The sequence below is a fragment of the Candidatus Litorirhabdus singularis genome, from assembly GCF_026262625.1.
GTDB lineage: Bacteria > Pseudomonadota > Gammaproteobacteria > Pseudomonadales > Halieaceae > Litorirhabdus > Litorirhabdus singularis.
The window spans coordinates 78,870-102,555 of the sequence record NZ_SHNN01000002.1; the positions used below are offsets into that span (position 1 = coordinate 78,870).

23 protein-coding genes and 1 pseudogene are annotated in these 23,686 nt (G+C 52.6%); 13 read left to right on the top strand and 11 right to left on the bottom strand.

The window, feature by feature from the left end; genetic code table 11:
• Positions 1-42 precede the first annotated feature (42 nt).
• Together EYC98_RS08755 and EYC98_RS08760 are read left to right on the top strand one after the other, a co-directional pair.
• Complete coding sequence (locus EYC98_RS08755) at positions 43-231, top strand: DDE-type integrase/transposase/recombinase (RefSeq protein WP_279246056.1); 189 nt, start codon at positions 43-45, stop codon at positions 229-231.
• A gap of 556 nt (positions 232-787) precedes the next feature.
• On the top strand, positions 788-1,597 hold the full coding sequence (locus EYC98_RS08760; RefSeq protein ID WP_279244969.1) for a phytanoyl-CoA dioxygenase family protein: 810 nt from the start codon (positions 788-790) through the stop codon (positions 1,595-1,597).
• 35 nt (positions 1,598-1,632) lie between these two features.
• Here EYC98_RS08760 and EYC98_RS08765 read toward each other — a convergent pair whose 3' ends face one another.
• On the bottom strand, positions 1,633-2,952 hold the full coding sequence (locus EYC98_RS08765; protein WP_279244970.1) for a DUF4910 domain-containing protein: 1,320 nt from the start codon (positions 2,950-2,952) through the stop codon (positions 1,633-1,635).
• Between the two features lie 245 nt (positions 2,953-3,197).
• Here EYC98_RS08765 and EYC98_RS08770 point away from each other — a divergent pair, with 245 nt between their 5' ends.
• The 8 genes from EYC98_RS08770 (at position 3,198) to EYC98_RS08805 (ending at position 10,238) form a co-directional block, all read left to right on the top strand.
• Positions 3,198-4,448, top strand: coding sequence for an ATP-binding protein (locus EYC98_RS08770; protein WP_279244971.1), 1,251 nt, complete (start codon positions 3,198-3,200; stop codon positions 4,446-4,448).
• Positions 4,445-5,599, top strand: a complete 1,155-nt coding sequence (locus EYC98_RS08775) for a GNAT family N-acetyltransferase (protein WP_279244972.1) — start codon at positions 4,445-4,447, stop codon at positions 5,597-5,599. Before EYC98_RS08770 ends, EYC98_RS08775 begins: the two co-directional genes overlap by 4 nt.
• Before the next feature lie 322 nt (positions 5,600-5,921).
• Complete coding sequence (locus tag EYC98_RS08780) at positions 5,922-6,314, top strand: hypothetical protein (RefSeq protein ID WP_279244973.1); 393 nt, start codon at positions 5,922-5,924, stop codon at positions 6,312-6,314.
• Positions 6,315-6,494: 180 nt separating this feature from the next.
• The gene (locus tag EYC98_RS08785; RefSeq protein ID WP_279244974.1) at positions 6,495-6,785 is read left to right on the top strand and encodes an HPr-rel-A system PqqD family peptide chaperone; all 291 of its coding nucleotides are present in this window, start codon (positions 6,495-6,497) and stop codon (positions 6,783-6,785) included.
• A gap of 5 nt (positions 6,786-6,790) precedes the next feature.
• Positions 6,791-7,711 carry an HprK-related kinase A gene (locus EYC98_RS08790; RefSeq protein WP_279244975.1) on the top strand — a complete coding sequence of 307 codons (921 nt, stop codon included), beginning with the start codon at positions 6,791-6,793 and terminating at the stop codon, positions 7,709-7,711.
• Entirely contained in the window at positions 7,708-8,823 is a 1,116-nt protein-coding gene (locus tag EYC98_RS08795; protein WP_279244976.1) for a nucleotidyltransferase domain-containing protein, read from the top strand. Before EYC98_RS08790 ends, EYC98_RS08795 begins: the two co-directional genes overlap by 4 nt.
• A gap of 113 nt (positions 8,824-8,936) precedes the next feature.
• On the top strand, positions 8,937-9,305 hold the full coding sequence (locus EYC98_RS08800) for a hypothetical protein (RefSeq protein ID WP_279244977.1): 369 nt from the start codon (positions 8,937-8,939) through the stop codon (positions 9,303-9,305).
• Between the two features lie 69 nt (positions 9,306-9,374).
• On the top strand, positions 9,375-10,238 hold the full coding sequence (locus EYC98_RS08805; protein ID WP_279244978.1) for a TauD/TfdA dioxygenase family protein: 864 nt from the start codon (positions 9,375-9,377) through the stop codon (positions 10,236-10,238).
• A gap of 8 nt (positions 10,239-10,246) precedes the next feature.
• On the opposite strand, the gene EYC98_RS08810 is transcribed toward EYC98_RS08805, so the two are convergent.
• Complete coding sequence (locus EYC98_RS08810; protein WP_279244979.1) at positions 10,247-11,470, bottom strand: MFS transporter; 1,224 nt, start codon at positions 11,468-11,470, stop codon at positions 10,247-10,249.
• A gap of 297 nt (positions 11,471-11,767) precedes the next feature.
• Between EYC98_RS08810 and EYC98_RS08815 the strand changes: the two genes are divergently transcribed.
• Positions 11,768-12,595 (top strand): glucosaminidase domain-containing protein, encoded by an 828-nt coding sequence (locus tag EYC98_RS08815; RefSeq protein ID WP_279244980.1) that lies wholly within the window; start codon positions 11,768-11,770, stop codon positions 12,593-12,595.
• A 66-nt stretch (positions 12,596-12,661) separates the two neighbouring features.
• Here the strand turns inward: EYC98_RS08815 and EYC98_RS08820 are convergent, their stop codons facing one another.
• The 7 genes and pseudogenes from EYC98_RS08820 to EYC98_RS08850 all read right to left on the bottom strand — a co-directional run bounded on the left by EYC98_RS08820 (position 12,662) and on the right by EYC98_RS08850 (position 18,303).
• Positions 12,662-13,207, bottom strand: coding sequence for a mechanosensitive ion channel family protein (locus EYC98_RS08820; RefSeq protein ID WP_279244981.1), 546 nt, complete (start codon positions 13,205-13,207; stop codon positions 12,662-12,664).
• Between the two features lie 46 nt (positions 13,208-13,253).
• The gene (locus EYC98_RS08825) at positions 13,254-14,372 is read right to left on the bottom strand and encodes a mechanosensitive ion channel family protein (protein WP_279244982.1); all 1,119 of its coding nucleotides are present in this window, start codon (positions 14,370-14,372) and stop codon (positions 13,254-13,256) included.
• Between the two features lie 53 nt (positions 14,373-14,425).
• Entirely contained in the window at positions 14,426-15,496 is a 1,071-nt protein-coding gene (locus tag EYC98_RS08830; protein WP_279244983.1) for a succinylglutamate desuccinylase/aspartoacylase family protein, read from the bottom strand.
• A gap of 11 nt (positions 15,497-15,507) precedes the next feature.
• Positions 15,508-16,029 carry an ATP-dependent zinc protease family protein gene (locus tag EYC98_RS08835; protein ID WP_279244984.1) on the bottom strand — a complete coding sequence of 174 codons (522 nt, stop codon included), beginning with the start codon at positions 16,027-16,029 and terminating at the stop codon, positions 15,508-15,510.
• Positions 16,022-16,345 carry a cation:proton antiporter regulatory subunit gene (locus EYC98_RS08840; protein ID WP_279246057.1) on the bottom strand — a complete coding sequence of 108 codons (324 nt, stop codon included), beginning with the start codon at positions 16,343-16,345 and terminating at the stop codon, positions 16,022-16,024. The genes EYC98_RS08835 and EYC98_RS08840 overlap by 8 nt, the downstream gene beginning before the upstream one ends.
• 9 nt (positions 16,346-16,354) lie before the next feature.
• Positions 16,355-17,212: pseudogene (locus EYC98_RS08845) on the bottom strand (ATP-grasp domain-containing protein); the annotation flags it as partial.
• 122 nt (positions 17,213-17,334) lie between these two features.
• Positions 17,335-18,303 (bottom strand): magnesium transporter CorA family protein, encoded by a 969-nt coding sequence (locus EYC98_RS08850; RefSeq protein ID WP_279244985.1) that lies wholly within the window; start codon positions 18,301-18,303, stop codon positions 17,335-17,337.
• Positions 18,304-18,415: 112 nt separating this feature from the next.
• Between EYC98_RS08850 and EYC98_RS08855 the strand changes: the two genes are divergently transcribed.
• Entirely contained in the window at positions 18,416-19,267 is an 852-nt protein-coding gene (locus tag EYC98_RS08855) for a mechanosensitive ion channel family protein (RefSeq protein WP_279244986.1), read from the top strand.
• Positions 19,268-19,312: 45 nt separating this feature from the next.
• Here the strand turns inward: EYC98_RS08855 and EYC98_RS08860 are convergent, their stop codons facing one another.
• The gene (locus EYC98_RS08860; protein ID WP_279244987.1) at positions 19,313-20,785 is read right to left on the bottom strand and encodes a hypothetical protein; all 1,473 of its coding nucleotides are present in this window, start codon (positions 20,783-20,785) and stop codon (positions 19,313-19,315) included.
• A 290-nt stretch (positions 20,786-21,075) separates the two neighbouring features.
• On the opposite strand from EYC98_RS08860, the gene EYC98_RS08865 reads away from it, so the two are divergent.
• Positions 21,076-22,062, top strand: coding sequence for a class I SAM-dependent methyltransferase (locus tag EYC98_RS08865; RefSeq protein ID WP_279244988.1), 987 nt, complete (start codon positions 21,076-21,078; stop codon positions 22,060-22,062).
• Between the two features lie 85 nt (positions 22,063-22,147).
• Here the strand turns inward: EYC98_RS08865 and EYC98_RS08870 are convergent, their stop codons facing one another.
• On the bottom strand, positions 22,148-23,683 hold the full coding sequence (locus tag EYC98_RS08870) for a tetratricopeptide repeat-containing sulfotransferase family protein (RefSeq protein WP_279244989.1): 1,536 nt from the start codon (positions 23,681-23,683) through the stop codon (positions 22,148-22,150).
• Positions 23,684-23,686 lie beyond the last annotated feature (3 nt).

Genomic DNA, 23,686 nt, shown 5'->3' on the forward strand with positions numbered 1-23,686 from the left:
CTATAAGATCAGGATAGTGAAGTAGTTGATGTATCTCTTCAGATCAAACGGGGTCGCACAGCTGCGGAACGCTTCTTTAGACTGCTATTGCAAACCTATGTTGGTAAGTCCAGCAAGATCATGACGGACAAACTTCGAGGCTATCCCTCAGTTTATCTAGATGTCATGTTCGACAGGATCCACAATACCCAGCAGTACAGGAATAAACGGGCCGAGAAGAGCCACGCATAAACCAGAGTGCGAGGGCGAGATATGCGTCCCCCTTATACCGGGGTTCCAGTAAATCGGTCAGGCATTTCGGTTTCTGGATGCTCATGCTACTGCTACTGTCTAAAATCTGCTCAACCTGAGTCGTCATTTGGTCAGTGCGCAACATTATCGCGATCTTAGGGTCAGTGCATTCAGCGAACGGAGTAGGGTGGTTGATTAAGAACTGGAAGCACATTTATGTTTCCGCCCGAGTTAACCTTTCAGAACCAGTTCTAGTCTTGGCTTGAGGGTAATTAGCTCACAAGAAGGGGCAGGCGCTTTGTGATGTAACTATTTTTCTGCGTGTCCTTATAATGCTTATCTTGAGCTTTTGTTATCGCGAAACGTAGTTTCGCGGATGTTTTCAAGTCTGAACCTGCACATTTCTCGAAATGGCCCAGTGTCGTTTGCTTAGGTGCTTTCCGTGTTAGTATCAAGCTAAAGCATTTAAGAGGTTGCCGCGGCAGTGGATTTTTTCTTAGATTCGACCAGCAGTGACGCTGAGCGCTGCAGGCGTCTCTATGCAGGTGATGTGTATATGTTCACCGCGGTTCCGGCGGCACAGGCACTGTGCGAGTTCGCTCGCACTATGTTGGAGGACGCTTTTGCTCCTCATGATCCGAGGACGGCCCAGCACGAGATGCCAGTAGAGGAATTTGCGTCTGCCCTTGCTGAACTTAAGCCCGCTTTTATTCACCACCCCACGGCGAAGGAAATGATTCGTAAGTTGCTTGCCGACCGGGGCTGCGATCTTGGAAAAACCTATTTTGATGTACCACGCCTGCGCTCCTCTACCAGCGACGGTTACCTGACGTCCGGCATCGCCTATGCGTTTCACCCCCACCGTGATACCTGGTACTCGGCGCCATCATGCCAAATTAACTGGTGGCTACCGGTGTATCCGGTGCCGGCCGGTGCAGGCATGGAGATATATCCTCGTTACTGGGATCGGGCCGTGGCCAATACATCGAGCAGTTACAACTATGCGCGCTGGACGAGGGAAAGTCGTTTTAATGCCAGTCAGCATTTAAAGAACGATACCCGCCAGCAACCTCGCGCCAAGGAGCCGCTGCAATTGGATGGCGGTGTTATGCTTAACGGCGAGCCAGGTGCACTGACGGTTTTTTCGGCAGCTCAGCTGCACGCGTCGGCGAAGAACGTTTCTGGCCAATGCCGCTTCAGTATTGATTTTAGAACCGTACATCTTGATGACTTGATTGCTGGGAATGGTGCGCCCAATATCGATTCAAAATGTAGCGGCACAACCCTGGGCGATTATCTTTGCGCCGATGATCTGGCGCATATCCCTGGTGATTTGATTCAGTCTTACGATATAGCGGAGACGTGATCGTCTTCCAGTCGCGCTCTGGCCATAGCCGTTTTTTATGCCTCGGTCAGTAGGCCGACTTGTGCCAATGCGTCGGCGGCGTTAGCGATTTCCGCAAACGGCAGCTCAGCGAGCTGGCAAATATCCAGCAGGCTGTGTTCGCCGTCGGATAGGCTGAGAACCCAGAGCAGCGCCAGCTGGCGGGCAGGGGAGGACGTAGAGCCGCCAGTATTACTGTATAAGCCGTATTTACCCAGCTGAGGTTCGCCGTAAGGTTTTTGGTTGAGATAGCGGCGATTGCGCTCCAGCAGCTGTAGAATATCGAAGCAGGTTAGCAGCGACTTAGCCAATTGCTCGGGTTTTACAAACTCAAGGTTGTCTGCATCCGTGTGGTACTGCGTAAATTCTCCATTGGGTGTTCGGGTAAGCCTGCCCATTGGCAAGTTAAAGCCTGGTGAACAATACTGGCGCTCATCGTAGCCATAGGGTGAAAAATCTCGAATAGCACTGTGGGGCTCATGTTTCAGTATATCAGCGGCGGCTCTGTCCACCTCGGTATTACCGCGGCGACTGCGTTTGTAGGTATGCGCTCCGGAATCTCCTAGACAGGCCAGAACCAGGCCGTGTCGAATACGGGGTATAACCTCTGGGTTGCGGGACAACCAAGCGATAGAGCCTATGGCGGCCGGTATGAACAAAAAGCGATAGGAATATCGCAATGCACCGACTTCAGACAGGGCCTGCAGGTGGCGCGCCAAGTGTACCGCAACGGCCATGCCTGAGAGATTATCGTTAGCCATTGAGGGGTGGCAAATATGACAGGAGATGAGTATCTCCTCGTCTGTCCCTCCGCTAATGAGCTGTTCGCCATAGCATAGATTCCCGGGTGCCAGTGTGGCATCGATACAGACTTCATAGTCGCCCTGCGGCAACGCTTCAAATTGCGCATGCGATAAGCAGAAGCCCCAGTTTTCGACGTAATAGCTGGTGCGATAGGGAATACGGTCTGGTTGCTCTGGCAGCGTAAATAGGTGTGGTTTTAATGCTTCCAGTGACATTGTTCGCTTGACCGGAGTGCTGTAGTTGAGCACGTGGAGATTGGATTGCCGGAAGTCGATGACACGTTGGCCGCTGGCATCCTTGATCCAGGCATCGCGAATATTCCATTCGTTGGGTATGGTCCAGTCAAGAACTTGTGCGCCACTGGGTACGTTGTGGATGTCCAGGGCCACGGTTTCACTGAGGATGCTTAGCGTTTCACGCACGCCGTCGCCAGTGATACTGCGGCAAATCGGGAACAGCCGGGTAACGCAAGCATGCAGCTGCGCAGCCAGCTCCTGCAGGTTGATTTCTAGTTCCGGAGAGCCCCGCTTCATGATTTTATTTCCGCCGCTACCTGAGGGTTTTTATGACAGATTAGTAGACCATAGATCTTTGCATGCTGTCACGAAAGGACCCTTTCTTGAGCGGTTCCGTTATGTAGCTCGCAGAATTAGCCGTAACACGTATATTCTCATCGTCACTCAAACCTCGTGATGTTAAACTTTAGTCATGAAAGCTCTATCGAAACAGCAATCTATTACTGTTAGCGCTGCGACTGGCCGCGGTAGCTGAATCATTGGTGTCCATTATCACCACTCAACCATCAGTAGCCAAACAGACAGTGTTGTTACTGGGTAACTATCGGCTGTCATTGGCGATCGCTCGGCAGTTGGGCAAAGCGGGTCACCGGGTGGTTGCAGGGGGTGCCAGAGATGGCGTGATTGCCCGCTGCATATATGTGGAGCGAGTTTGGGATCACCCCAGTATGTTCAAGAATGAAAGGGTATTTCTGGCTGCTCTGGACGAACTGCTGGCAGAGTGCCCGGACATTTCGATGATCATGCCGGTGAGCGAAGTTGCCTTGCTGAAGCTGGTCAAGATGAGGGACCAGCTGCCGCGGCCGCTGGCCGCGGTCAGCCGTGAGACCGTTGATACCTGCTGCGACAAAGGCAAGATGGCGCTGCTGGCAGCCGAACTGGATGTGCCGCAAGCGCCTTTCGCCACGGTCGACTCGATGGAGGCGTTGGTGTTGGCGGGAGAGCAAGTCGGCTACCCCTGCGTAGCCCGCCCCAATGATGGCCGCAATTACGATGTTAAAGCCTACTTCATCAATAATCGCCAGCATTTGCATCGTCTGTTTCCGGAGTGGCCCAGCTGGCACGAATCGCTGTTAGTGCAGGCTCATGCCAAAGGGCCTCGCTACAATCGATATTTTGTCGCCGACGAGGGCGTCATACTTGATAGCCTGGACGTCAAAATTGAACGCACCGACCGCGCTGACGGTAGCGGCTATGCGGTGGAAGGTGTTTCTGTGGAGCCGGTGAATGCTCTGGACGCGCCTTGCCAGCGGCTGATAGAGAAACTCGAGTATTCCGGGGTAGGCTGTATCCAGTACCTGATCGACGAGAGGCGTGGCCGGATTTCGTTCCTGGAGATCAACCCTCGAATCGGTGGCAATTATGCCTTTCCCAATGCCTGCGGGCTGGACCTGGTCACGCCGATGATGGCATTGGCGCTGGGTATTCCGCTCGCTAGCAGTGAGCCAGCGTCGGCGCATACATTTAACAAACGCTTCATCTGGCTGTACGGAGACCTTATTGGTTTGATGAGCTCTGTTTACAAACGTGAAATGGGTTTGCGCAGCGCGCTGGGCTGGTTGTTCAAGAGTGGTCGCGGCCTGCTGCGCGCGGACACCCACCTGACGTTTGAGCGCAGTGACTTGGGGCCGTCCAAGTGGTTTGCCAAGCGCATTGGTGAAGCGCTTCTGGTTATCGCCTGGGATTTAGCTCGTTACGTAAAACGAAAAATAGCCTCGGTGCTGCGCCTGTGAACTACCAAATGCAGTTTTACGAGGGGTATGCCAGGCTCCCAGATAAATATGAGGCCCTACTGGCAGTGGCGGCGGAACAAGGGCTTTATTACCGCAGAGAGTGGTTTGAGAGCTTGATGGAATACTATTACATTCGCGGCCAGCGTCTGCGTTTGTATACCGTTGAGGATGCCCAGACAGGCCAACCATTGCTGATGATGCCGCTGTATCTCACCAGGACCGATACGGCGGCCCGTGGTGCCTATACGTTGGCTGCGGTGAGCCACTATGAAAATTACACACCTATGTGCATGGTGCTGGACCCTGACGCAAGCAATCAACGGAGGGAGTTGCTAACGGCCTTGTTCACCTGGATGGGTAACGCCGGGGATAATGAATCACGCACTTCTGTTGATGTGCTTCGGCTGGCACCATTTGTCACTGATTCTGAGCTGGGCAATGATGCACTGGAGGCCATTAAGAATGCCGGTTTCGCGGCGCAGATTTATTCCAACTCCTATAATCAGTATGAGGAGGTGGCAGGCCTCAGCTACGCCGACTATTTGGCAGGACGCAGCTCCAATCAGCGCTACAATAGCCGCCGCAGGCGGCGTAATCTGGAGAAAAAGGGCAAGCTGGAGTTCTCTATGATCACCGGCGACTCTGATCCGGTGGAGCTACGCGACGCTATTGATGATTACATTCTGGTGGCTGTTCACAGTTGGAAATCTCGCGAATCAACGATATCCAAGTTTATCCTTCACTGGATGCAGGTTGCCGCCAAGCTAGGCTATCTGCGGCTGGGTATTTTACGGCTTGATGGAAAGGCCATAGCCGCCCAGTTCTGGATCTACTCCGGCGGTGTAGGTAGTCTTACCCGCACTAATTTTCGTGAGGATTTCAGGGATGTTGCACCAGGGGTTGTGCTTTCCAATATGGTTATTGAGTACTTGCTTGACGTTGAGCATGCAACGGCACTGGACCTGGGCTACGGTGATGAAAACTACAAAGGGCGCTGGGTGCAGGATGCGCGAGTCTACTCGGGGATTATGGGGTATAATCCTGGCACCCCTAGAGGCTTCTATACTGGTCACAAAAACATCCTTGGGCAGCCTCTGAAAAGAATGTTGAAGCGGGGCCGGTTGGCACTGCAGGTCCGGGGTGCAGTTTAAGCCGCGTCCCTCAAACACGCCTGGATACCCCAGCTGGGTAATTTACTTGCTGGTTTTGTGAACTGTTTCACTGTCAGAAAACTTTACAAATGCGCTTTTTCGGTTGGAATTCGACGTAAGCTATGACCCATAAACCATTGAATAATAAGCATTATTATTTTTCGGGAACGATACTTGCATTAAAGCTAGCTAATCGGTGATGTAATTGCCGCGGAAGATACATCTGAGCTAAACTACACGCGCTGGACAATCGATTGTGCAGTGTAAAGCCGGTAGGAGTGTGCTTACCAATGGTGCTTGAGCTCACATTAAGGTGAATGGGATGGATGACGGGTCAGGAAAAGATAATTCAGATGCCAAGTCGGGAGATGCCCAGGGGCAGCCAGGCGTTGAGCATATGAGCTCAACCAGGCGTACGTTTTCCCGTGCGGCGCTGACCAGCAGTGGCGTCTTGCTGACGCTGGGCAATAGTGCTGCTTGGGGTGAAACATCTAGCGGCGGTAAAAAAGATAAGGGTAAGAAAGACGAGAAGGTATGTGTGTCCGCGATGATACTTGAGTCGTTTGTGCTGTCCTCGCATTTTGAGCACCACAAGAAAGACAAGAAATTCAATCACTACATGAGCCATGTCGACCTCAACGGCGATCCTGAAGATGGCTACACCGTTTCTCTCGAAGGCCGGAACGCGTGTATGACAGGGCCCAAACACCCATAGCCTGATTGGAGCGCTGCCCCGGTGGTTGCTCCTGCACCATTTCTTAGATTGCTTCCCCTCTTTTAGTCTCCCCCACATTTAGCTGGGTTTGAGACACAGGTCACCCGTACCGCATAAAAAGACCCTCTGCCTGAATCGGCTGCGTGCTAAACTGGCTATTGGTTTCTGTGAATTCATCGCGTGGATATTCGAGACAAATCAATGCAGTGGTGTGCCAGCGCTCCCGGCAAGACTTTTGAAGATGAAGAGGGCCTGGTGGTCTATTTCAGTCAGGGTAGTGGCAGCACCCACCTGATCACTGAAGTTGCCGCCTTTATCCTTGAGGTGCTCGCGATGGGTCCGGCAACGACCGATGAGCTCTTGCACCAAATCGCCATTGGCGCTGATGATATTACCGAGCAGGAACTGCAGGAATCGGTGCATGAGTTGCTTGAAGAGTTGCAAGCCTCTGAGCTTATTGAGGCTGCGTAGCGCCCGTGGTATTGCTTAAAGACCTTAACCCCGACGAATTTCAGCATCGCCTGAAGCACCAGGGTCTCAGAATTCGGTGCGGCCCCTATGTGTACAATCTGCAGTCTGCAGAGCAAAAAATCATTGACGGACTGAGCCTGCTGTACGCCGATTTCGAGGTCATACTCGAGGAAACCTTTGCCGACTTCCATATTGCTATGCGACCTTCCGGTTGGAGCCAGCAACTGCGCGGAGTAGTGGAGTTTTATTGGGACGGGCGCTGCCCAATGAACATTATTGAAGTACGCCATTCCTACGCGTTTCTGGAATGGGGTATGAACTGGTGTGTCTCCATTGGCTCCGATGAGTATCTCAAGTTACATGCCGCGGTGTTGGAGAAGAATAATAAGGCGCTGATTATGCCAGGGCTGCCTGGCGCCGGTAAGAGCACCTTGTGTGCCGCTCTGACGCTGTCAGGGTGGCGGCTACTATCGGATGAGCATGCATTGGTGCCGCTGCATACTGGCACTGTGGTGCCTTTGTGTCGCCCGGTCAGCTTAAAGAACGAGTCTATCGACATTATTCGCGAATTTGATTCCTCTGCTGTGCTGAGTCAGGTCGCTGAAGAAACCCATAAGGGCAGGGTGGCACACATGAAGGCCGACCTGGCCCCTAACAGCCACGATGCTACGCCAGTGCCAACGGCCTTGATGATATTTCCGCAGTATGAGGCCGGGGCTGAGTTCAGCCTGCGGCGCAAGCTCAAGACTGAAGCGTTTATGTTTGCAGGGCTGCACTCGTTTAACTATAAATTACTGGGAGAGACCGGTTTCGACACCATGACTCAGCTGATGCGCTCGGTGGATTGCTTTGATCTGCGTTATTCGTCGCTGGAGGAGGCATTGGCAGCGGTTAATCATCTAGAGGCAGAGGTGTTCAAAGAGTGAATAACCTGCTGCTGCAAGTGATTGATAATCCAGCCGTGTGTGTCGATTTTACGCCGGGACAATGGGACGTTCTTATACCTCAAGCCAGAAACTCATTGTTACTGGCCACGCTCTACCGGCTGCTGGAACAGCGCGATCTGCTCGACAAAATTCCATTGCCGCCGCGCAACCATCTGTTTTCGGGTGTAGTCACTCATGACCGGCAAATGCTGTCTCTGGATTATGAGGTCAAGTGGCTGCTGCGTGCTGTGCAACAACTTGAGGTACCGCTGGTTTTGCTCAAAGGCGGTGCCTATCTGCAGGCGCAACTACCCGCTGCTGGTGGCCGGCTTATTTCAGATATCGATCTGCTGGTTCCAGAGCCGCAGATTAATGCGGTGGAAGCAGCGTTCAACGCAGCCGGATGGTTAGGCGGCCATACCGACAGTTATGACGAACGTTACTACCGCGAATGGATGCATGAAATCCCCCCCCTGAGCCATATTGAACGGGGCTCGACGCTGGATGTGCATCATACGATTATCCCACCCACCGCCAACCCTAATACCGACGCTAGCAAGTTAATTGCAGCGGCCCGTGAGTTGCGTCCCGGTCTCATGGTACTGGCCCCGATGGATATGGTTATTCACAGTGCCACGCATTTGTTTCATGAGGGAGACTTCAATCACGGTTTTCGTGATGTACTGGATCTTGACCGTTTGCTGCGCCACTTCGCTGAGACGGAGTCCGGGTTCTGGGATGAGCTGGTGCCGCGAGCCATCGAGTTGGACCTGCTGAAATCGCTTTTCTACGGCTTGCGCTACTCCCAGAAAATTTTCGGAACGCCGGTTCCGCCGCAGGTTCTAGCAGCGAGCTATGAGGGGGTTCCCACCAAGGCGCTGGTGCCACTGATGGATTTTCTCTTTATGCGAGTGCTGGCACCCAATCACTTTTCTTGCGCGCGTAGGTTCGATGGCGTAGCCAGATTTTGCCTGTACGTGCGCTCCCATTACTTGCGTATGCCGATGGGGCTGCTGGTCTTGCATTTGGGGCGTAAAGCCTGGAAACGTCGCTTCACTAAAGCGGTGGATGTTGAAGACCCTGAGTATGCAGAAGACGGCGATAGAGACTGAGGTCGGACAACTTAAACTGGTGACACTCAACAAATAGTCCTGCGTTAGTCGAACTTTTGATGTGTTTGGCCCTCCAATGCACCACGCAAGAATAATCGAGATCGGCGGCGCATATGCAAGAGAAAACCAAATCATTGCTAGAGGGGGTATTTGAATCCACGGCGGCCTGCCTGTTGGCGATGGTGCAGGGCAACTTACTCGCAGTCACCGTGGGACATCTCGTGATAGCGGCCCAAACCGGTGTTGTGGCTGGAGTGCTGGCACTGTTGCTTAGCTTGGTGGTACGCGTTAAGGCCTATTGGGTCGCCCCCTTGCTGCTTAGCCTGTGTACTGCGCTAGTTGACTATTTTGTTCACCCCGGTTCCTTTGGGTCTATTGCGACAGAGGCGATAGTGACCGGTTTGATAGCTGGATTGCTTTGTTTGCTGGTAGGGCTGCTGCTGCGTCTGCGGCGCCCTAAATTGTCTAACCCGGGCGCTTAACGTCGCAGTCGGTTGGGTCCTCAGTACAACAGTGGTATAAGTGTGTTTCGCGAACAAGGGAGCCAGTTTATGCATATTGAACCCAGTGGCCAGGCCTGTGGCGCCACCATTACCGGAGTTGATTTTTCGACAGCAGTTGATGGTCCAACTATTACTGCAGTCAGAGAGGCTTGGTTGCAGCACCATGTGCTGGCGTTCCCGGACCAGCAACTTGAAGATACCGATCTGGAACGCATCACCCGCTATTTTGGCGAGTTTGGTAGTGAACCTTATTTTGGCACTATCGATGGCAGTGATCATGTGGTGGCACTGACGCGCCGCGCCGATGAAACCGCACCGGTGTTTGCTGAATCCTGGCACTCCGACTGGAGTTTTCAGCCGAAGCCGCCGATTGGCACCTTACTTTACAGCCTTGTTATACCGCCGGTAGGGGGGGATACCAGTTTTGTGAATCAGCAACTGGCGTTGGCGAGAATGCCTGCGGCGTTGCGCGAAAAGCTCGAAGGACGCATAGCGTTGCATTCTGCAGCGGCGGGCTATGCCCCAGATGGTATGTATGGTGAGTCTGACCGCGCCGCTGGTCGCAGTATGAAAATCAGTTTCTCGGAAGATGCGCGTGATATTCATCCGCATCCGTTTATTCGTCCACATCCCGAAAGCGGCCAGGAGACGCTGCTTGGTTGCCTGGGTTATATCGTTGGTATAGAGGGCATGAGTGATGCCGAAGCGGGGGAAATTCTGCTTGAACTGTATAACTGGCAGATTCGAGACGAGTTTCAATACACTCACCGCTGGCAGGAAAACATGCTGGTGATGTGGGACAACCGCAGCCTGCTGCATCGCGCTAACGGTGGTTATGATGGCTATGACCGTGAGCTGCATCGCACCACTATTGCAGATGATCCCCAGCTACACCTCAACGCTAGCCTGTAGGGCAGAGTTCATTCTGCCAGGCCATCTGAAACTGCTTTTAGTTTACGTGCCAAATTCCACATAAAAACGGTAAGCCCGACATAGATGATAGCGGCAAACCAATACGGGTAGGTGGGGTCGTAAGAGTAGAGCAGCGTTCCAATCAGCGGACCAAAAGTAAAGCCCAGCGGTGGACAGGAGGCGGCGACCCCGGCAACGCCGCCTTGTTCATCGGCAGAAACTGCCAGTGACGCGCCAGCCATGAAACCCGGTGCGGCAAAGCCAAGCCCCAGCCCGAGCATTACCATAGCGAACGTCAGCGGCACCTGAGTCACACTAACGGCCATGGTGACAAAAGCGATGATCATTATGGGCATAGCGATCCGCAATAGGCTGACTGGGCTTACCGCCAGCCTTGGAATTACAAACATTTGGGCAAATAGCGACGCAGCAGCTGACAGCATCATACTGATGCCGGTGACCTTAGCCGTCTCCGCCGTGGTTAGCTGTAAGACGTCCTGAAAACGAAAGGCAATGGTCTGCTGTACTAATGCAAAGCCCATGAACAGGCACGTACCGACGATAACAAACGGCAGAATTCGCGGATCGCTATAGCGTAGTTTGGCCGGTTTATGGGTAATTTTGGCGGCCGCCCGCTCAGGCAGTGCAAATAGCGCCAGCACTGCCGCGCCAAGTGTCAGCAGTACTGAAAAATACAACGGGGTAAGCAGGGTGATACTGGTCAACAGTCCACCAATCGCTGGCCCCAGCATGGACCCAATATTGCCAGCTGCGCCTAATGCCGCCATGCCCCGGGTGCGAGTCGCCACGCTGGTAATGTCGGCCATATAAGCATTAGCGGCCGGCATAACAGCGGCCATAACCGTAGCGTTACCGATGCGGGCGACAGTAAGGCCGATAAAGGCCGCCAGCGGCACCAGTAGTCCCAATAGCGCCGCCTGGAACACCGCTGCAAAGATAGCAGTGCCGACCGAGTAACCAAACAGGCCGATCAGCAGGATTTTTTTGCGCCCATGAGTGTCACTGGTGCGGCCCCACCAGGGACTGGTGAGGAAAATGGTCAACGAGGACGCAGAGATAATCGCGCCGACCTGTATCTCTGCCAAGCCAATTTCACGTCCCAGCGGCGCCAGAATGGCGAACAAGACAGTCTGCGCAAAGCCTATCGCAGCTACCGCAATAAAGAGCGTGCGACTGGCTGCAGCGTAACTGGCTGGTTGGCCGTTCTCCATGGGACTCCGTAAGCAGGGAAGAGGGCGGCGGCGGAAATTGGACCAAAGATGCAGCCGTGAATCGGCGGCAAGCTTACCGGAGCCATCGGCAGTCTCAAAGGATCAATTAGGCGGATTAATACGGTTATTTGGTCTGGTTGGGCTTATCCGGTGCAGTGCAGAATTAACGCAGTGCATAAGCTAATCGTTGCCTGATTGATAAATTTTCTGAGCCAAGCGTGGCCCGTGGGTAGTTATTGCTTAAAGCGCGATGCACCATTGAAAAATACACATAACAATATGCTTGAGGACATTATTATGCAGCGGTTTTACGCAGCAATTTTTTTGACTATTTGCGCGACTGTGGCAGCCTGCAGCGGCTCGGATCCCGCCACTCTCGGGCCGGTAGTTCGCGAGCCAGCGCCCGCGAGTCCGGTTCCCAACTTCGGTGAAATCAAAGACGTTCGAGCCAAGAAGAACGCGTTCTTTGGCTACATGAGTGAGCTGCTGCGGCAAGCCAATGGAGAAGTCTGGCAGGAACGCCAGCTGGTTTTACAGTTGCAGGAGCGGGCAGCGGGTCAGCCGCTGACGGAGCATGACGCGGAATTGCTGGGACAGCTGGCGGCGTATTATCGGGTTGACGTAGCTGAGCCTTTAACGGATGAATTTTTCCACCAGTTGCTCAAACGGGTAGACGTCGTGCCTTTGTCGTTGTCGTTGGCGCAGTCTGCTAACGAGTCTGGGTGGGGTACCTCCAAGTTCGCTCGCGAGGGGCGTAATTTCTTTGGCATCTGGTGCTATACACCGGGCTGTGGGATTAAGCCGTCTAGAGCAGCTGCTGGCAGCATTCATGAGGTACAGAAGTTTGCCACAACGCTGGAAGGGGTACGTTTCTATATACAGATGATCAATACTCGCGGCAGCTACTCGCAGATACGCGAACTGCGAGCTGCAGCCAGAGAAGCACAAGAGAAACCTACCGGAAACGAACTGGCCGGCGGTTTGCTTAAATACTCGGAGCGAGGTGAAGCCTACGTTAATGAAATACGCAGCATGATTCGCCAGAATTCATTGGCCGACTATGCCGTTGATTGGCGAGCCTGGAATGGATCTCAGGAAGACTATCCGTTAACTGCTCAGCGGTGAAGGCCTCGAACTTAGAAGCCTGAAAAGTTCTGAACTCTACCCTATAAAAGGCGCAACCTGCGGGCTTTAATCATTTTTCAATGGTGGAGCTGCAAGAGGCGGAGCCCCGAGCTTTTGCGGAAACACTGCATTGCCGTGATCCAGTTTAATCACCGGCTTTTGCAGTATCAGACTGTTGGGGTAGGTAATCATATTGCCCTCGGGGCTGCGAATTAGCACATGGAATAAGCCGATTTCCTCCAATGTACCGGATAAGTCAAAATCGGCATCTGTCACTTTGATTTGATCGCCAACCCGGTACGGGAAACCAAAAAATATCACCACGCTGGCAGTGATATTACTGAGGATGGACCACTGGGCAAAAAAGGCGATGCCGATAACTGCGAAAGCGGATGACAGGAACAGCGAGACCTCACCGTAGCCCAGGCCCATTAGCAGGCATGTGGTCAGCACGGCGCCGACTAACAGCGCTATGTTTGTGGTTTTGCTGATGTACTTGATACGCACTGGCGACACTTGCTTAATGGCCCCCAGCCTTTTAATGGCTAGATTGCAGGCACGGGCGATAAACAGCCAGACTCCGATACAGACCACGATGGACAAAATTTTCACGTTAGTTTTTCCTCAAGTTCTACTGGGCGCGGTAGTAGTGGCTTTGTCACGGTCCGCTATCGACGTTGCCAGTATTCTGCGAGTTAGCGCTGCCTGGAAACTGTTTGATATAAATATCGTGCTTGGAATAAGGTATTTCAACACCGTGTTCTATGAACTGGTGGTAAATGGCGCAGTTAATGGCGTCTACCTCTCGGCCACGGAACTCGGGTTCCTCTACCCAACACAATAGTTCGAATTCCAGTGCCGAATTACCAAAACGCCGGAAACGAACACGGGGCTCGGGAAACGGGCATACCTCGTTATTTTCAGCGCCGACGTCGAGCAGAATCTTACGAACCAGGTCAATATCGCTGCCGTAGGCCACGCCCACTGGTACCCTGATTCTATATTTAATGTGAGGCCCACCGGATTCATTGATGACGCTGGAGTTGCCGATAATTGAATTGGGTACCGTTACCTCAACGTCTTCACGGGTGAGAATACGCGTAGAACGCAGTCCAATATGGGTAACCTTGCCGCGCTGGCCATTGTCGAGCACGATGTAGTCGCCAATTTTGTAAGGTGCGTCGGCGAGAATGAAAATGCCGGCGAACAGATTGGCAAGGGTGTCCTTGGCGGCGAAACCGATGGCAATGCCGACAATGCCCGCGGACGCCAGCCATGCTGTCATGTCGATACTCCAGACATGGAAGAACAGGTAACAGCCGATTGCCAGAGTCACGATCAGAGCCACGTTATTGAACAGTGGCAGCGTCTGTAGTCGGATAAAACGACGGTTGCCGCGCTCGCGCGCGAGGCTGATCAGCACGCTCCGGGTAAGCCGAACGGCAAACACCGACCAGATTACCAAGAGTACTGAATGCACCACGGCATCCAGCCGACTCTCAAGCGCCTGATCCAGCTGCAGTATTTCCAGGGCGAGCAAGATACCTATGCTGATAACGCTCCAGTACAAGGGGGAGCGCAGAAACTGGGTCACCGTATCATCGAGCCTGTTATTGGTTCTCTTAACTAACGCACCGACTACTCGGCTGAGTAAAAAAGCGGTCAGATTGGCGATCGCGAAAGCGATTAGAACCACCATTAGAGATTGCAGGTAGATGTTGTCGCCCACGAGCTGTGTGGCCGGACTGAGCCATTCCAGAAAAGATTGTTTGTTCATGATTCGTTGCCCTCGAAAGTGGTTTCTGGCAAAGCTTACTGCAATGAGATTGCTTAGGTTATTGGCGCAGTGTCCGGATCAATGTCCGCGTGTGGCGGTGCAAATTCAGGCTGCAACTCTTCCTGAAATTGTTCTACGTGTCTCTCCACGGCTCCAACCTGCTTACCATAGCGCGCTATATGGAAGGTGGCATCGCCGGCGTAGACCAGAGGTAGGTTGGTGCGGCCTATGACCATGCCGGCGTTAGGAGCGACGATGGGCGTTTCGGTGCTGCCCAATGGGTCTGCAACGATTGCCAGTGTCTGGCCTTGGGCAACCTTGGCTCCCAGTGGTGCCAGCAGGCGCATAATACCGCTGTCCGGGGAGCGAACCCAGCTGGTGCTGTCACTGATGATAGGCTCCGGGGGTAGCTTGCGGCTGCGGCTCTCAGGCAGCATGCCAATACTGCGCATGACATTGAGTATGCCCTTGACCCCGGCGCGAATGTGCATTTCTTCAAAGCGCAGCGCCTCGCCGGCCTCGTACAGAATTACCGGTATGCCAAGGTCGGCGGCACATTGACGCAGCGAACCATCACGAATTCTGGCGTCTATGGCGACTGGCACGCCAAAGGCCTGGGTCATTTGCTGGGTCACAGGGTCTGCCAGATCGGCGCGAATCTGCGGAAAATTACTGCGATGACGGGCACCTGTGTGAAGGTCGATACCGTGGCTACAGTGGCTGACAATCTGTTCGATAAACGTGGCTGCCACCCGGCCCGTCAGTGAACCTGTGGCTGAACCCGGGAAGGAACGGTTGAGGTCGCGGCCATCTGGCAGATAACGGGTGTGATTTAGAAAGCCGTAGACATTGACGATGGGTATGGCCAGCAGCGTGCCGCGCAGATTACGCAGCGCTTTGTGCTGGAGAAGACGGCGAATAATTTCAACACCATTGATCTCGTCGCCGTGAATCGCACCGCTGATAAATAGCACCGGCCCGGGACGCTTACTCCGCACCACCTGGATGCTGATTGAGAGGTTGTCATGGGTGTACATAGCCGCAACCGGAATAGCAATAGTCTCGCGGGTGCCCGGCTTGATTTCAGTGCCGGCGATCATTAAGGGCTGTTGGATTGAAGTCATGAGGTGGGACTCTATGCTGGTGTTCCAGTCGTCGTTGGTTGAGCTTTAGTGCTAGCGGCGTTCTTCTTTTTCTTGCGCTTACCCAACAGATAAGAACGGCCAGGGTCCACCAGGTATTGACCTCGCAGTGCTGTACGACCCAGCAGCGCCCTGAAACGCATGTTGTCGCGTGCGGTCAAGGTAACCTCAGCATTGAAGCTGTCGGTACCGAGAGTAACCCGTGTGCTGATGACGTAGCGCATTTCTTCGTGACCACCGGAGTCTCGCACCACACGCTGCTCCAACAATGGGGACTCGCTGCTCACGACCAGGTCGGTATTGTTTTGGCGCGGGTGCAGGTCAAATCGCACCCACGGCTGGCCATCGCGCTCAAACGGTTCGATAACAAACGCGTGCAGACAGCTGGTACGTGCCCCAGTGTCCACTTTAGCCTTGACCTGCTTGATACCAAGCTCGGGAAAGCCGACCCACTCACGCCAGCCGACAGACTGTAGCTTATCTGCTTTCTTGGTCTTGTTAACAATGTCAGTCATTAACTTGAGTATCCAGTTCCTGTACTACCGGGCGCCGCTTGCGCCGGGTCCGCGCAGGAATCATGCCTCGCATGGATTCCAGCTTACCGAAGCAGAGTAGCTTGTCACCGGGCTCAAGTACGCGGTCGCGACGAGGATTGGGAATAACCTTGGCGCCACGATAGAGCGTGAGTACATTGATATCCTTGTTTTCCAGGCCGCTATCTATAATGCTCTGGCCGACAAAGCCCGAGCCCTCGGGAACGTAAATTTCGCCTACGCCATAGCCCCAGCTGACGGTGAGTCGCTGCCGAACATCAATCTCAGGAAAGTCCACCTGTGCCGCTATATAGTCAATGACTGCACCAGCGATGTCCAACTCGGTGCAATTTTCAATGCCTTCCAAACCTGGCGAGGAATTGACTTCCATTACCTGCGGGCCATCTTTGCCTTCAAGCATATCGACGCCGGCCACCTGCAGTCCCAGAATCTGGGCGCAGCGAACAGCAGTCTCGCGATACTGCTCGTCGAGTTCAATCGGTTCAGCAATACCGCCACGGTGCACATTACTGCGAAACTCCTGACCCTGTGCCACCCTGCGCATTGCAGCCACTACCTGGTCGCCGACCACAAAGGCTCGCACATCGCGTCCCTTACTCTCGGCAACGAATTTCTGAATTAGCACGTTCTGCTTCTGGCTCTGCAGCAGTTCAATAATAGACTCAGCCTGTTTGTCTGACTCAGCCAGCAAAACGCCGATACCCTGGGTACCTTCAATTAGCTTGATGATAACGGGCGCGCCGCCCACCCGCGCGATCGAAGGCAATACGTCCTTCTTGTCGCGCACGAACGTGGTGCGCGGTATGCCAATATGATGACGGCTCAGGATCTGCAGACTGCGCAGTTTGTCACGTGAATTGGTAATGCCATGGGCGGTATTGGCGCAGAACACATCCATTTCCTGAAACTGGCGAACGACAGCAGTGCCGTAGTAGGTGATGGAAGCGCCAATACGTGGCAGTACAGCATCATAGTTACTGAGCTGTTTTTGACGGTAGTAGAGATCGGGCGTGCCGCGCTCCAGGTCGATAGCGAACTTGAGCGTATTGAGCACCTTTACGTGGTGATTCCGCTGTTCGGCAGCTTCTTTCAGGCGTCGGGTACTGTAAGCATTAGGCGAGCAAGATAGAATTCCGAGCTTCATGGTGTTTCTCCTGATGAATGCTGGCCACTAGTCCAGCGGCGCGCAGAATAGTCCCTAATTGTTCAGTAATATAGCGGCAAAAACCGGTACTAATGCACTCATTTTTGCCACTGTCCTCGGCACTATAACCAGCGTATTCGACGAAATACCATAAGCATACTTAGCGCCAGCGTGGCCATCACTGACAGAAGAATAAAGTAGGAGTACTCCCAGTGCAGCTCGGGCATATTGTCAAAGTTCATGCCGTAGAGTCCTGCCAAAAAACCCATCGGAACGAACACCGCCGTGATAATGGTCAGCACCTTCATGGTGTTATTGAGTTTGTGGGAACTGAGAGAGATATAGCCTTCGACGAGGTCGCCGCAGAGTTCATAGTACATATTACAGAGGCTGTAGAGCCGTTCGCAGCGATCATAGACGTCGCGACGCAGGTGAGTATTGTCATCCTCTCCCTCGCCCAGGTGCGGAGAGCCCGTTTGCCAGATGCTCTCTGCTAGCTGCTTGTGATAGCTGAACACCCGGCGCAATTTTCGCAGACGCGAGCGATAACTTACCAGCTCTTTCATGACATCGTCGGTAGCTGCTTCAAGCAGGTCGTCCTCCAGTTGTGCCAGCCGGTCTTCAAACTCCAGCAGCTGTTCGAGATAGCGGCCGCTGGCAAAGTGCAGTAGTTTCAATGCGAGCTGTCCCGGGTGCTGCAAATTTTCTCCAGCGGAATCCTCTTGCCACAGGCGCTCGACACTGACGGACTTACCTGCGTGCACCGATATGAGGAAATCGTCACCTACCCACAGGCCAATTTGTTGGGGTATGAGTTCGAGCTGTTCGTCTAGGTGCGAGATGCCGCGAAAAAGTATGAAGGTGCTGGCAGCGAAGGTTTCTATCTTGGGTGGATGGCGGCTACGGAAACAGTCGGCGATAGCGAGGCTTGCGCACCCCATGTCCTGCAGCAGGGCGTCTGTATCCGGGTCCATGGCGCCTTCAATATCAAGCCAAAGTTTACTGTTGGCGCTGGCTCTCCAAGCAGTAATCAGCTCGGCACCACCGTATTGAGTGGTGCCGTCCTTTGCAAGTAACCGTGACTTGATCATGGTGAATATTCCTCCAAAAATCGGCTCGTTTCGGCCGCTGGCTGGGCGCACAATAGCTTTTCTTTTCAGGCTGCATGTGTAGCGCTTGGAGCAACCCCAGATAGGCTTCTTAATGGATGAGATTACCCGAATACTGCAGTCTCCCCTAGTTATTTTTGGTGAATCGAGCATCACGCTGATGCAAATACTGGCAGTGATTTTGCTGGTCTTGGCTGGTGGGCTCTTCGTTGTCTGGAGTGCCCGCATTCTGCGCCGTCTATTGGGTGCGCGTCGTGTCAGTCCAGACTTAGTGCAAATACTGTCGCGGGCCTGGTTGATTTTGGGGCTGGTGGTACTTGCATTTATTGTGCTGGATTATCTCAATGTGCCGCTGACAGCGTTTGCGTTTATTTCTGGCGCAGTTGCTATTGGCGTCGGCTTTGGTGCGCAGAACATCATCAATAACTTCATCAGCGGTTGGATATTGATGTGGGAGCGGCCGATCAAAATTGGTGACTTTCTTGAGCTAAATGAAGTGCATGGAACGGTGGAGTCTATCGATACCCGTTCGACCCGCATACGCCGTGTTGACGGGGTGCATGTGTTGGTGCCGAACAGTTTTTTGCTAGAGAACTCAGTGACCAACTGGACGTTGGTTGATCGTTTGGTGCGCACCTCGGTTCGTGTCGGCGTAGCTTATGGGTCAGATGTGAGCAAGGTTACCGAGTTGTTACTGCTGGCGGCAGACGAGCATGCCGATGTGCTCAAAGAGCCAGTAAGAGCCGTGATTTTTGATGATTTTGGTGACAGCGCGCTGATATTCGAGCTGACTGTATGGGTAAACGCCGGCGCTGAGCGCAGCCTGCGCGTCATTCGTAGTGACTTGCGTTACAAAATAACCGCGCTATTCAATGAAAATGGGGTAGTCATTGCCTTCCCTCAGACCGACATCCATGTGGATGGCAGCCTGAAACTTGAGTCGTAGCGCACTGCTGTAGGGCAGAATTGCTTCTGCCACTATACCCGGTTGCTAGTGCGCCATATCTATCGCATCGTCGTCGTCCACTTTCTCAGTGAAGCGGCGTAGGTAGAAGCCAGCCAATGCCAACATAACCCCACACACGGACGCAATCAGAGCCAGAGAGCCAAACCAGAGCAGGGCGACTATGCCGACCATGCGGCGGTCCACTTCGCTGGCCGAGTTCTTGCCGTAAGCGTACATAGCCATACGATAAACCTGATTCTGATTGATCAGGTGGCCGATGTCAGAATTCAACATGCGCTGCTTGTTGCGCAATTTGAAAATGCTTTCGTCAATACCGAAGGAACGATTGGCTATCTCGTCCAGCTCAACCAATTTGTCCTCGGTATATTCGTCCAGGCTATCATTGCCTTGCTTACGGATTTGAGCAAAGCGCGACTTGTCTCTGGCGGCTTTGGAAACAACATTGGACTCGAGCCTTGAGTTGGCCTCAAGCCGGTCAATGATTTCCTGTTTCTTGTCGGCAATACGCTGATTAACATCGTTTACGCGACCTTCATATTTTCCATTGACGAACTCGAGCTGGTTCTTCAGCTGTCCTTCCATGGTGGACTGTTTGGTAATTGCGTCACCACCCAGATAGCCAGTAGTAATCAGTGAAAGTTGGTCTTCCTTGTTCTTGATCAGCGCCCGGTACTTGCTCTCAACCGTACTGCGCGTAAAGAAAGTCGCCTTTGACATTTCCCTGTCCATTTCGGATTTCAAGGATTCCAGCTCACCCAGCAGGCGTTGACGTTCTTCTGCACTGCCACTGATATTACCCAGCAACATCGTTGAAATACGTTCCTCTACGGATTCCTGCTCGGCAGCCCAGTTGGCATAGTATTCGTCACGAACATCCATCAGACGACCTATTTCCTCCTGCAGCTCTGCCTCAAAGTTGTAATCGATGTTGGCCAGCACTTTGCGCATATTCTCATCGATACGCTGCGTGGAGGCCTTATACTCCTGATTGAGAGTGCCGCGCGAGCTTTCTACCTCACCCAGCATTTCATCTTCGGTAAATTTCTCGATATAGTCGCGCCGCTTTTCCAGTAGGGCGATTTCAGACTCAGTATTTTCAATCTCATTGCGGCGCGTATCAATAGCGCGATTAAGGTTAGAGAAGTTGCGCTCAAAGCCGTTGAGCATGGTTTCGAAGGTAATAATGCAAAGAAATATCACGAAACCCAAAAACAGGAAGCGCCAAGCGACGTGTTGCACGCTCATAAAGGCGAACGTCAGCGGAATCTTGCACACTTCGACTACTGCGATCAGTAGGAAGGGGAGGCCCGCCACCAGCACCGCTGAGCCACCCGCCAGCAGGCCTCCGGTGGCCTCATTAGCAAAGGAGTTATAGGCAGAGACCGATACCACGATAGAAATGGTAAAACCGATCAACACCGCGATAATTTCTACGGTCCAGGCCAAGGTCACCAAAAAGCGCGAGTAATCGGACAAGTATTTTCTTGAGTACAGCATTGTGGGTCTCCGCCACTGGTTTATGCAGGCTGACTATATCAGCGGTATTGTTTATATCACAAAGTGTAAAGATAGCTGACACGCAATCGTGTGCAAGTCCCAGTGATCGGTTCTGTGATTAGTGTTCAGTTTGCAGCACAGAAGTACGTGGTTATAATAAGCATCGACAATATTTATGTCTGCAGCTGCATATTAGACCACAGCCTCCGCGCTTGGCAGTGCAGTAGGCTGGGGTACTCTCAATATTGATCACATAGCTATGCTCTTAGAGCAATCAAAGGAATTAGTTCATGGCTTTGCTAAGCCCGGAAGAATGGAAGCGGTATTGGGATCTGGGAAATGTGACCACCTTCGAGCGCAGCTTTGAAGATGGCTATGATGGCAGTATCCTGGAATTCTGGGAGCATCAGATTGACGGGCAGCACACACCGGTGATAGACCTTTGTTGCGGAAATGGCGCACTGGTCTGGGCCGCCGATAAGTTACTAAAGAGCAGGGGGGCGGATGTTCTCGTTACAGGTATTGATATCGCGAATATCAAGCCTTTCGTCAAGCTGAAGCGTAACAAGCGCGCGTATCCAAATGTTGATTTTATCGGCAATACATCGATTGAAAAACTGCCTCTGCCAGATGGGTCTGTGGGGTTGGCGATTAGTCAGTATGGGCTCGAATACGCGCGGTTCGAGAGCGTAATTCCAGAGTTGAGCAGAGTTCTCAAACAGCAAGCTCGTATTGCCTTGATAATGCATTCTGAGCAGTCTAGCATATTGCAGAACATGAGTTTATTCTTCGAGACTTTTTCAAAGTTTATGTTGCAGGATGGCTTGGCGGAGAAATTCCAGGCATTGGATGAACTTTTTAACGCTCATAGGACTATTGATAGCGTCCGTGCTGATGATGTTTACAAAAAACTGATGGGAGAGATTAATCGTATACTCTATCCGATAACCGGAAAATATATTGACGCCTTTACGGTATTCCCTGCGCAGCCTCCTGCTAACCTGATGGACCTCTACGTGAGAAATTTATTTCAGGTTTTTCAGAATCGCGGAGCTAATAATCGGGCTCGTAAAAAAGACCTGGATTTTCAGTTGCGACAGATTGATGCCACTCTTGGGCGGGTCGAAGATTTACGAACCGCAGCCGTCAGTGATCAAGAGCTAGTGCAGCTAAAGAGTCTGCTTGAGCGCCATGGTTTTACCGTCACACATTGTGAGGACTTGTTGTATGGTCCTGCGAAGGACAATTTTGGCTACAGTCTGGTCGCCGAACGCTAATATAGTATAGTCTACGTAACTGTAAGTCGTGTTTTTAACCTGATGCCCTGCTTATCTAGCTTGCAGAGAATTTGGTTGGCGCCGATTAGCCACCATTCTCCTCATTTTCAAGCTCCTCTGCCATGGCAAGAATAGGCCCGAGATAATCCGTGAACTTCTCCCATTCTGATACAGCTGAAGAATATAGCTTTTGCTTTACCTGAAAATTACTGGCGCTAGAGACGGCTCTGTCGCCTTTGTGAAATTCAAGGCAATCGTCATTCCACGGCAGTTCGCAGAACTCAAGCAGTGCTCGAGTCTGCGCTTTCTGATCGGCTACTAGTGTCTCGTAGTGCTGGGTATAGACCTTACCAGGCAGCTCCACGTTCCAAAATTCAATTATCTCTTGGGTGCCGCGATAGTGCGCTGCAAGGTGGTCTAGTCGGTAGGAAAATGGTACCAGGCCTGATCCGAATAAGACTTTATAGCACCCATAGCATGTGGCCACAGGATGGCGGGCGGAGTGGATAAACTTTGCATGGGGAAATATTGCGGCAATCAGGCCTGGATAAAGATAGTTACCTAACGTTTTATCAATAATTACCGGTGAACTATCAAGATCGCTGATTGCCCCTAGATAATTTGCCGCAATTTCAGGCATTTTCGAAAAATCGGCACTCTCAAGGGCCGCTGGGAAAGGCAGCTGATCACCGTGCTCCCAGCAAAAATTGCTGACCGCATGGTGCATATGCGGATTTTCACCTGCGCTGGCAACCTGGGGATGTGCGCACAGAATTTGTTCAATTAGGGTTGAGCCGCTGCGCGGCATGCCGATGACGAAAATGATTCTTCTTTGTTCAGCGTTCGGGTAGTTGAGCTGCCTGATTCGGTCTTGGGTAAAGAACTTCCGAGTGGCGTTTATCGTTGACCAGTGTTCGTCTGAGCTGTAGACGTGATGCAGGTCGGCAAGCTGATTGCCGCGAGTAAGGTGCTTGAACTGTTTCTCTATATCGCCTTTCTTGTCATAAGTATTGGCCAACGCAAAGTGGGCGTAGATCTGGTCTGCCTGATTAAGCTGCGCGGAGTCCAGCAGAAACTCCAATTGCCTGACTCTCGGTTTGCTTAACCCTGGTCCTGGTAAGCGAGCCATTTGCAGGGCACTGCGAGCCTCTCGCTTGTTGCAGTTTAGGGCTTGATTGTAGCAAGCTAAGGCTTGTGTGGAATCGCCAAGCGCTAGATAAGCGTCACCCATCTCACAGTGATAGCGGTGATTACCGGGATTCAGTTCCAGTAGTGCCTGAAGAAATGCGATGGTTGTAGCCCCATCGTTACCTGCCATCGCTATGCGCGATTGCATAACCAGCGCTCGCTCAGCGTCATACTTCAGATCGGTCGCCTTGCGGGCGTACTCAGCAGCTTTGCTCAGTTCTCGATTGAGCAACATTATGTCAGCAGCAAACAATTGCGCATCAAAGTCCTGCGGCGCCGCAGTAGCTAGAGCTTCAATGTAGTATGCTGCAGCTGCGTACCGCGCCGCATTAGCTTCTGACCGGGCAAGGTCGAACAGCTGCTGATAGGACATAGTTTGCTGAGACGGCGGGTTGCCCACCGGTAGGGTTAATTTTAGTTGCTCCGATTTCATCGA

Coding starts and splice junctions, on each gene's coding strand:
- EYC98_RS08760 (WP_279244969.1), top strand. CDS start 788: ATGTTCACCGCGGTTCCGGCGGCACAGGCACTGTGCGAGTTCGCTCGC.
- EYC98_RS08765 (WP_279244970.1), bottom strand. CDS start 2,952: ATGAAGCGGGGCTCTCCGGAACTAGAAATCAACCTGCAGGAGCTGGCT.
- EYC98_RS08780 (WP_279244973.1), top strand. CDS start 5,922: ATGGATGACGGGTCAGGAAAAGATAATTCAGATGCCAAGTCGGGAGAT.
- EYC98_RS08800 (WP_279244977.1), top strand. CDS start 8,937: ATGCAAGAGAAAACCAAATCATTGCTAGAGGGGGTATTTGAATCCACG.
- EYC98_RS08805 (WP_279244978.1), top strand. CDS start 9,375: ATGCATATTGAACCCAGTGGCCAGGCCTGTGGCGCCACCATTACCGGA.
- EYC98_RS08810 (WP_279244979.1), bottom strand. CDS start 11,470: ATGGAGAACGGCCAACCAGCCAGTTACGCTGCAGCCAGTCGCACGCTC.
- EYC98_RS08815 (WP_279244980.1), top strand. CDS start 11,768: ATGCAGCGGTTTTACGCAGCAATTTTTTTGACTATTTGCGCGACTGTG.
- EYC98_RS08825 (WP_279244982.1), bottom strand. CDS start 14,372: ATGAACAAACAATCTTTTCTGGAATGGCTCAGTCCGGCCACACAGCTC.
- EYC98_RS08830 (WP_279244983.1), bottom strand. CDS start 15,496: ATGACTTCAATCCAACAGCCCTTAATGATCGCCGGCACTGAAATCAAG.
- EYC98_RS08835 (WP_279244984.1), bottom strand. CDS start 16,029: ATGACTGACATTGTTAACAAGACCAAGAAAGCAGATAAGCTACAGTCT.
- EYC98_RS08850 (WP_279244985.1), bottom strand. CDS start 18,303: ATGATCAAGTCACGGTTACTTGCAAAGGACGGCACCACTCAATACGGT.
- EYC98_RS08855 (WP_279244986.1), top strand. CDS start 18,416: ATGGATGAGATTACCCGAATACTGCAGTCTCCCCTAGTTATTTTTGGT.
- EYC98_RS08860 (WP_279244987.1), bottom strand. CDS start 20,785: ATGCTGTACTCAAGAAAATACTTGTCCGATTACTCGCGCTTTTTGGTG.
- EYC98_RS08865 (WP_279244988.1), top strand. CDS start 21,076: ATGGCTTTGCTAAGCCCGGAAGAATGGAAGCGGTATTGGGATCTGGGA.
- EYC98_RS08870 (WP_279244989.1), bottom strand. CDS start 23,683: ATGAAATCGGAGCAACTAAAATTAACCCTACCGGTGGGCAACCCGCCG.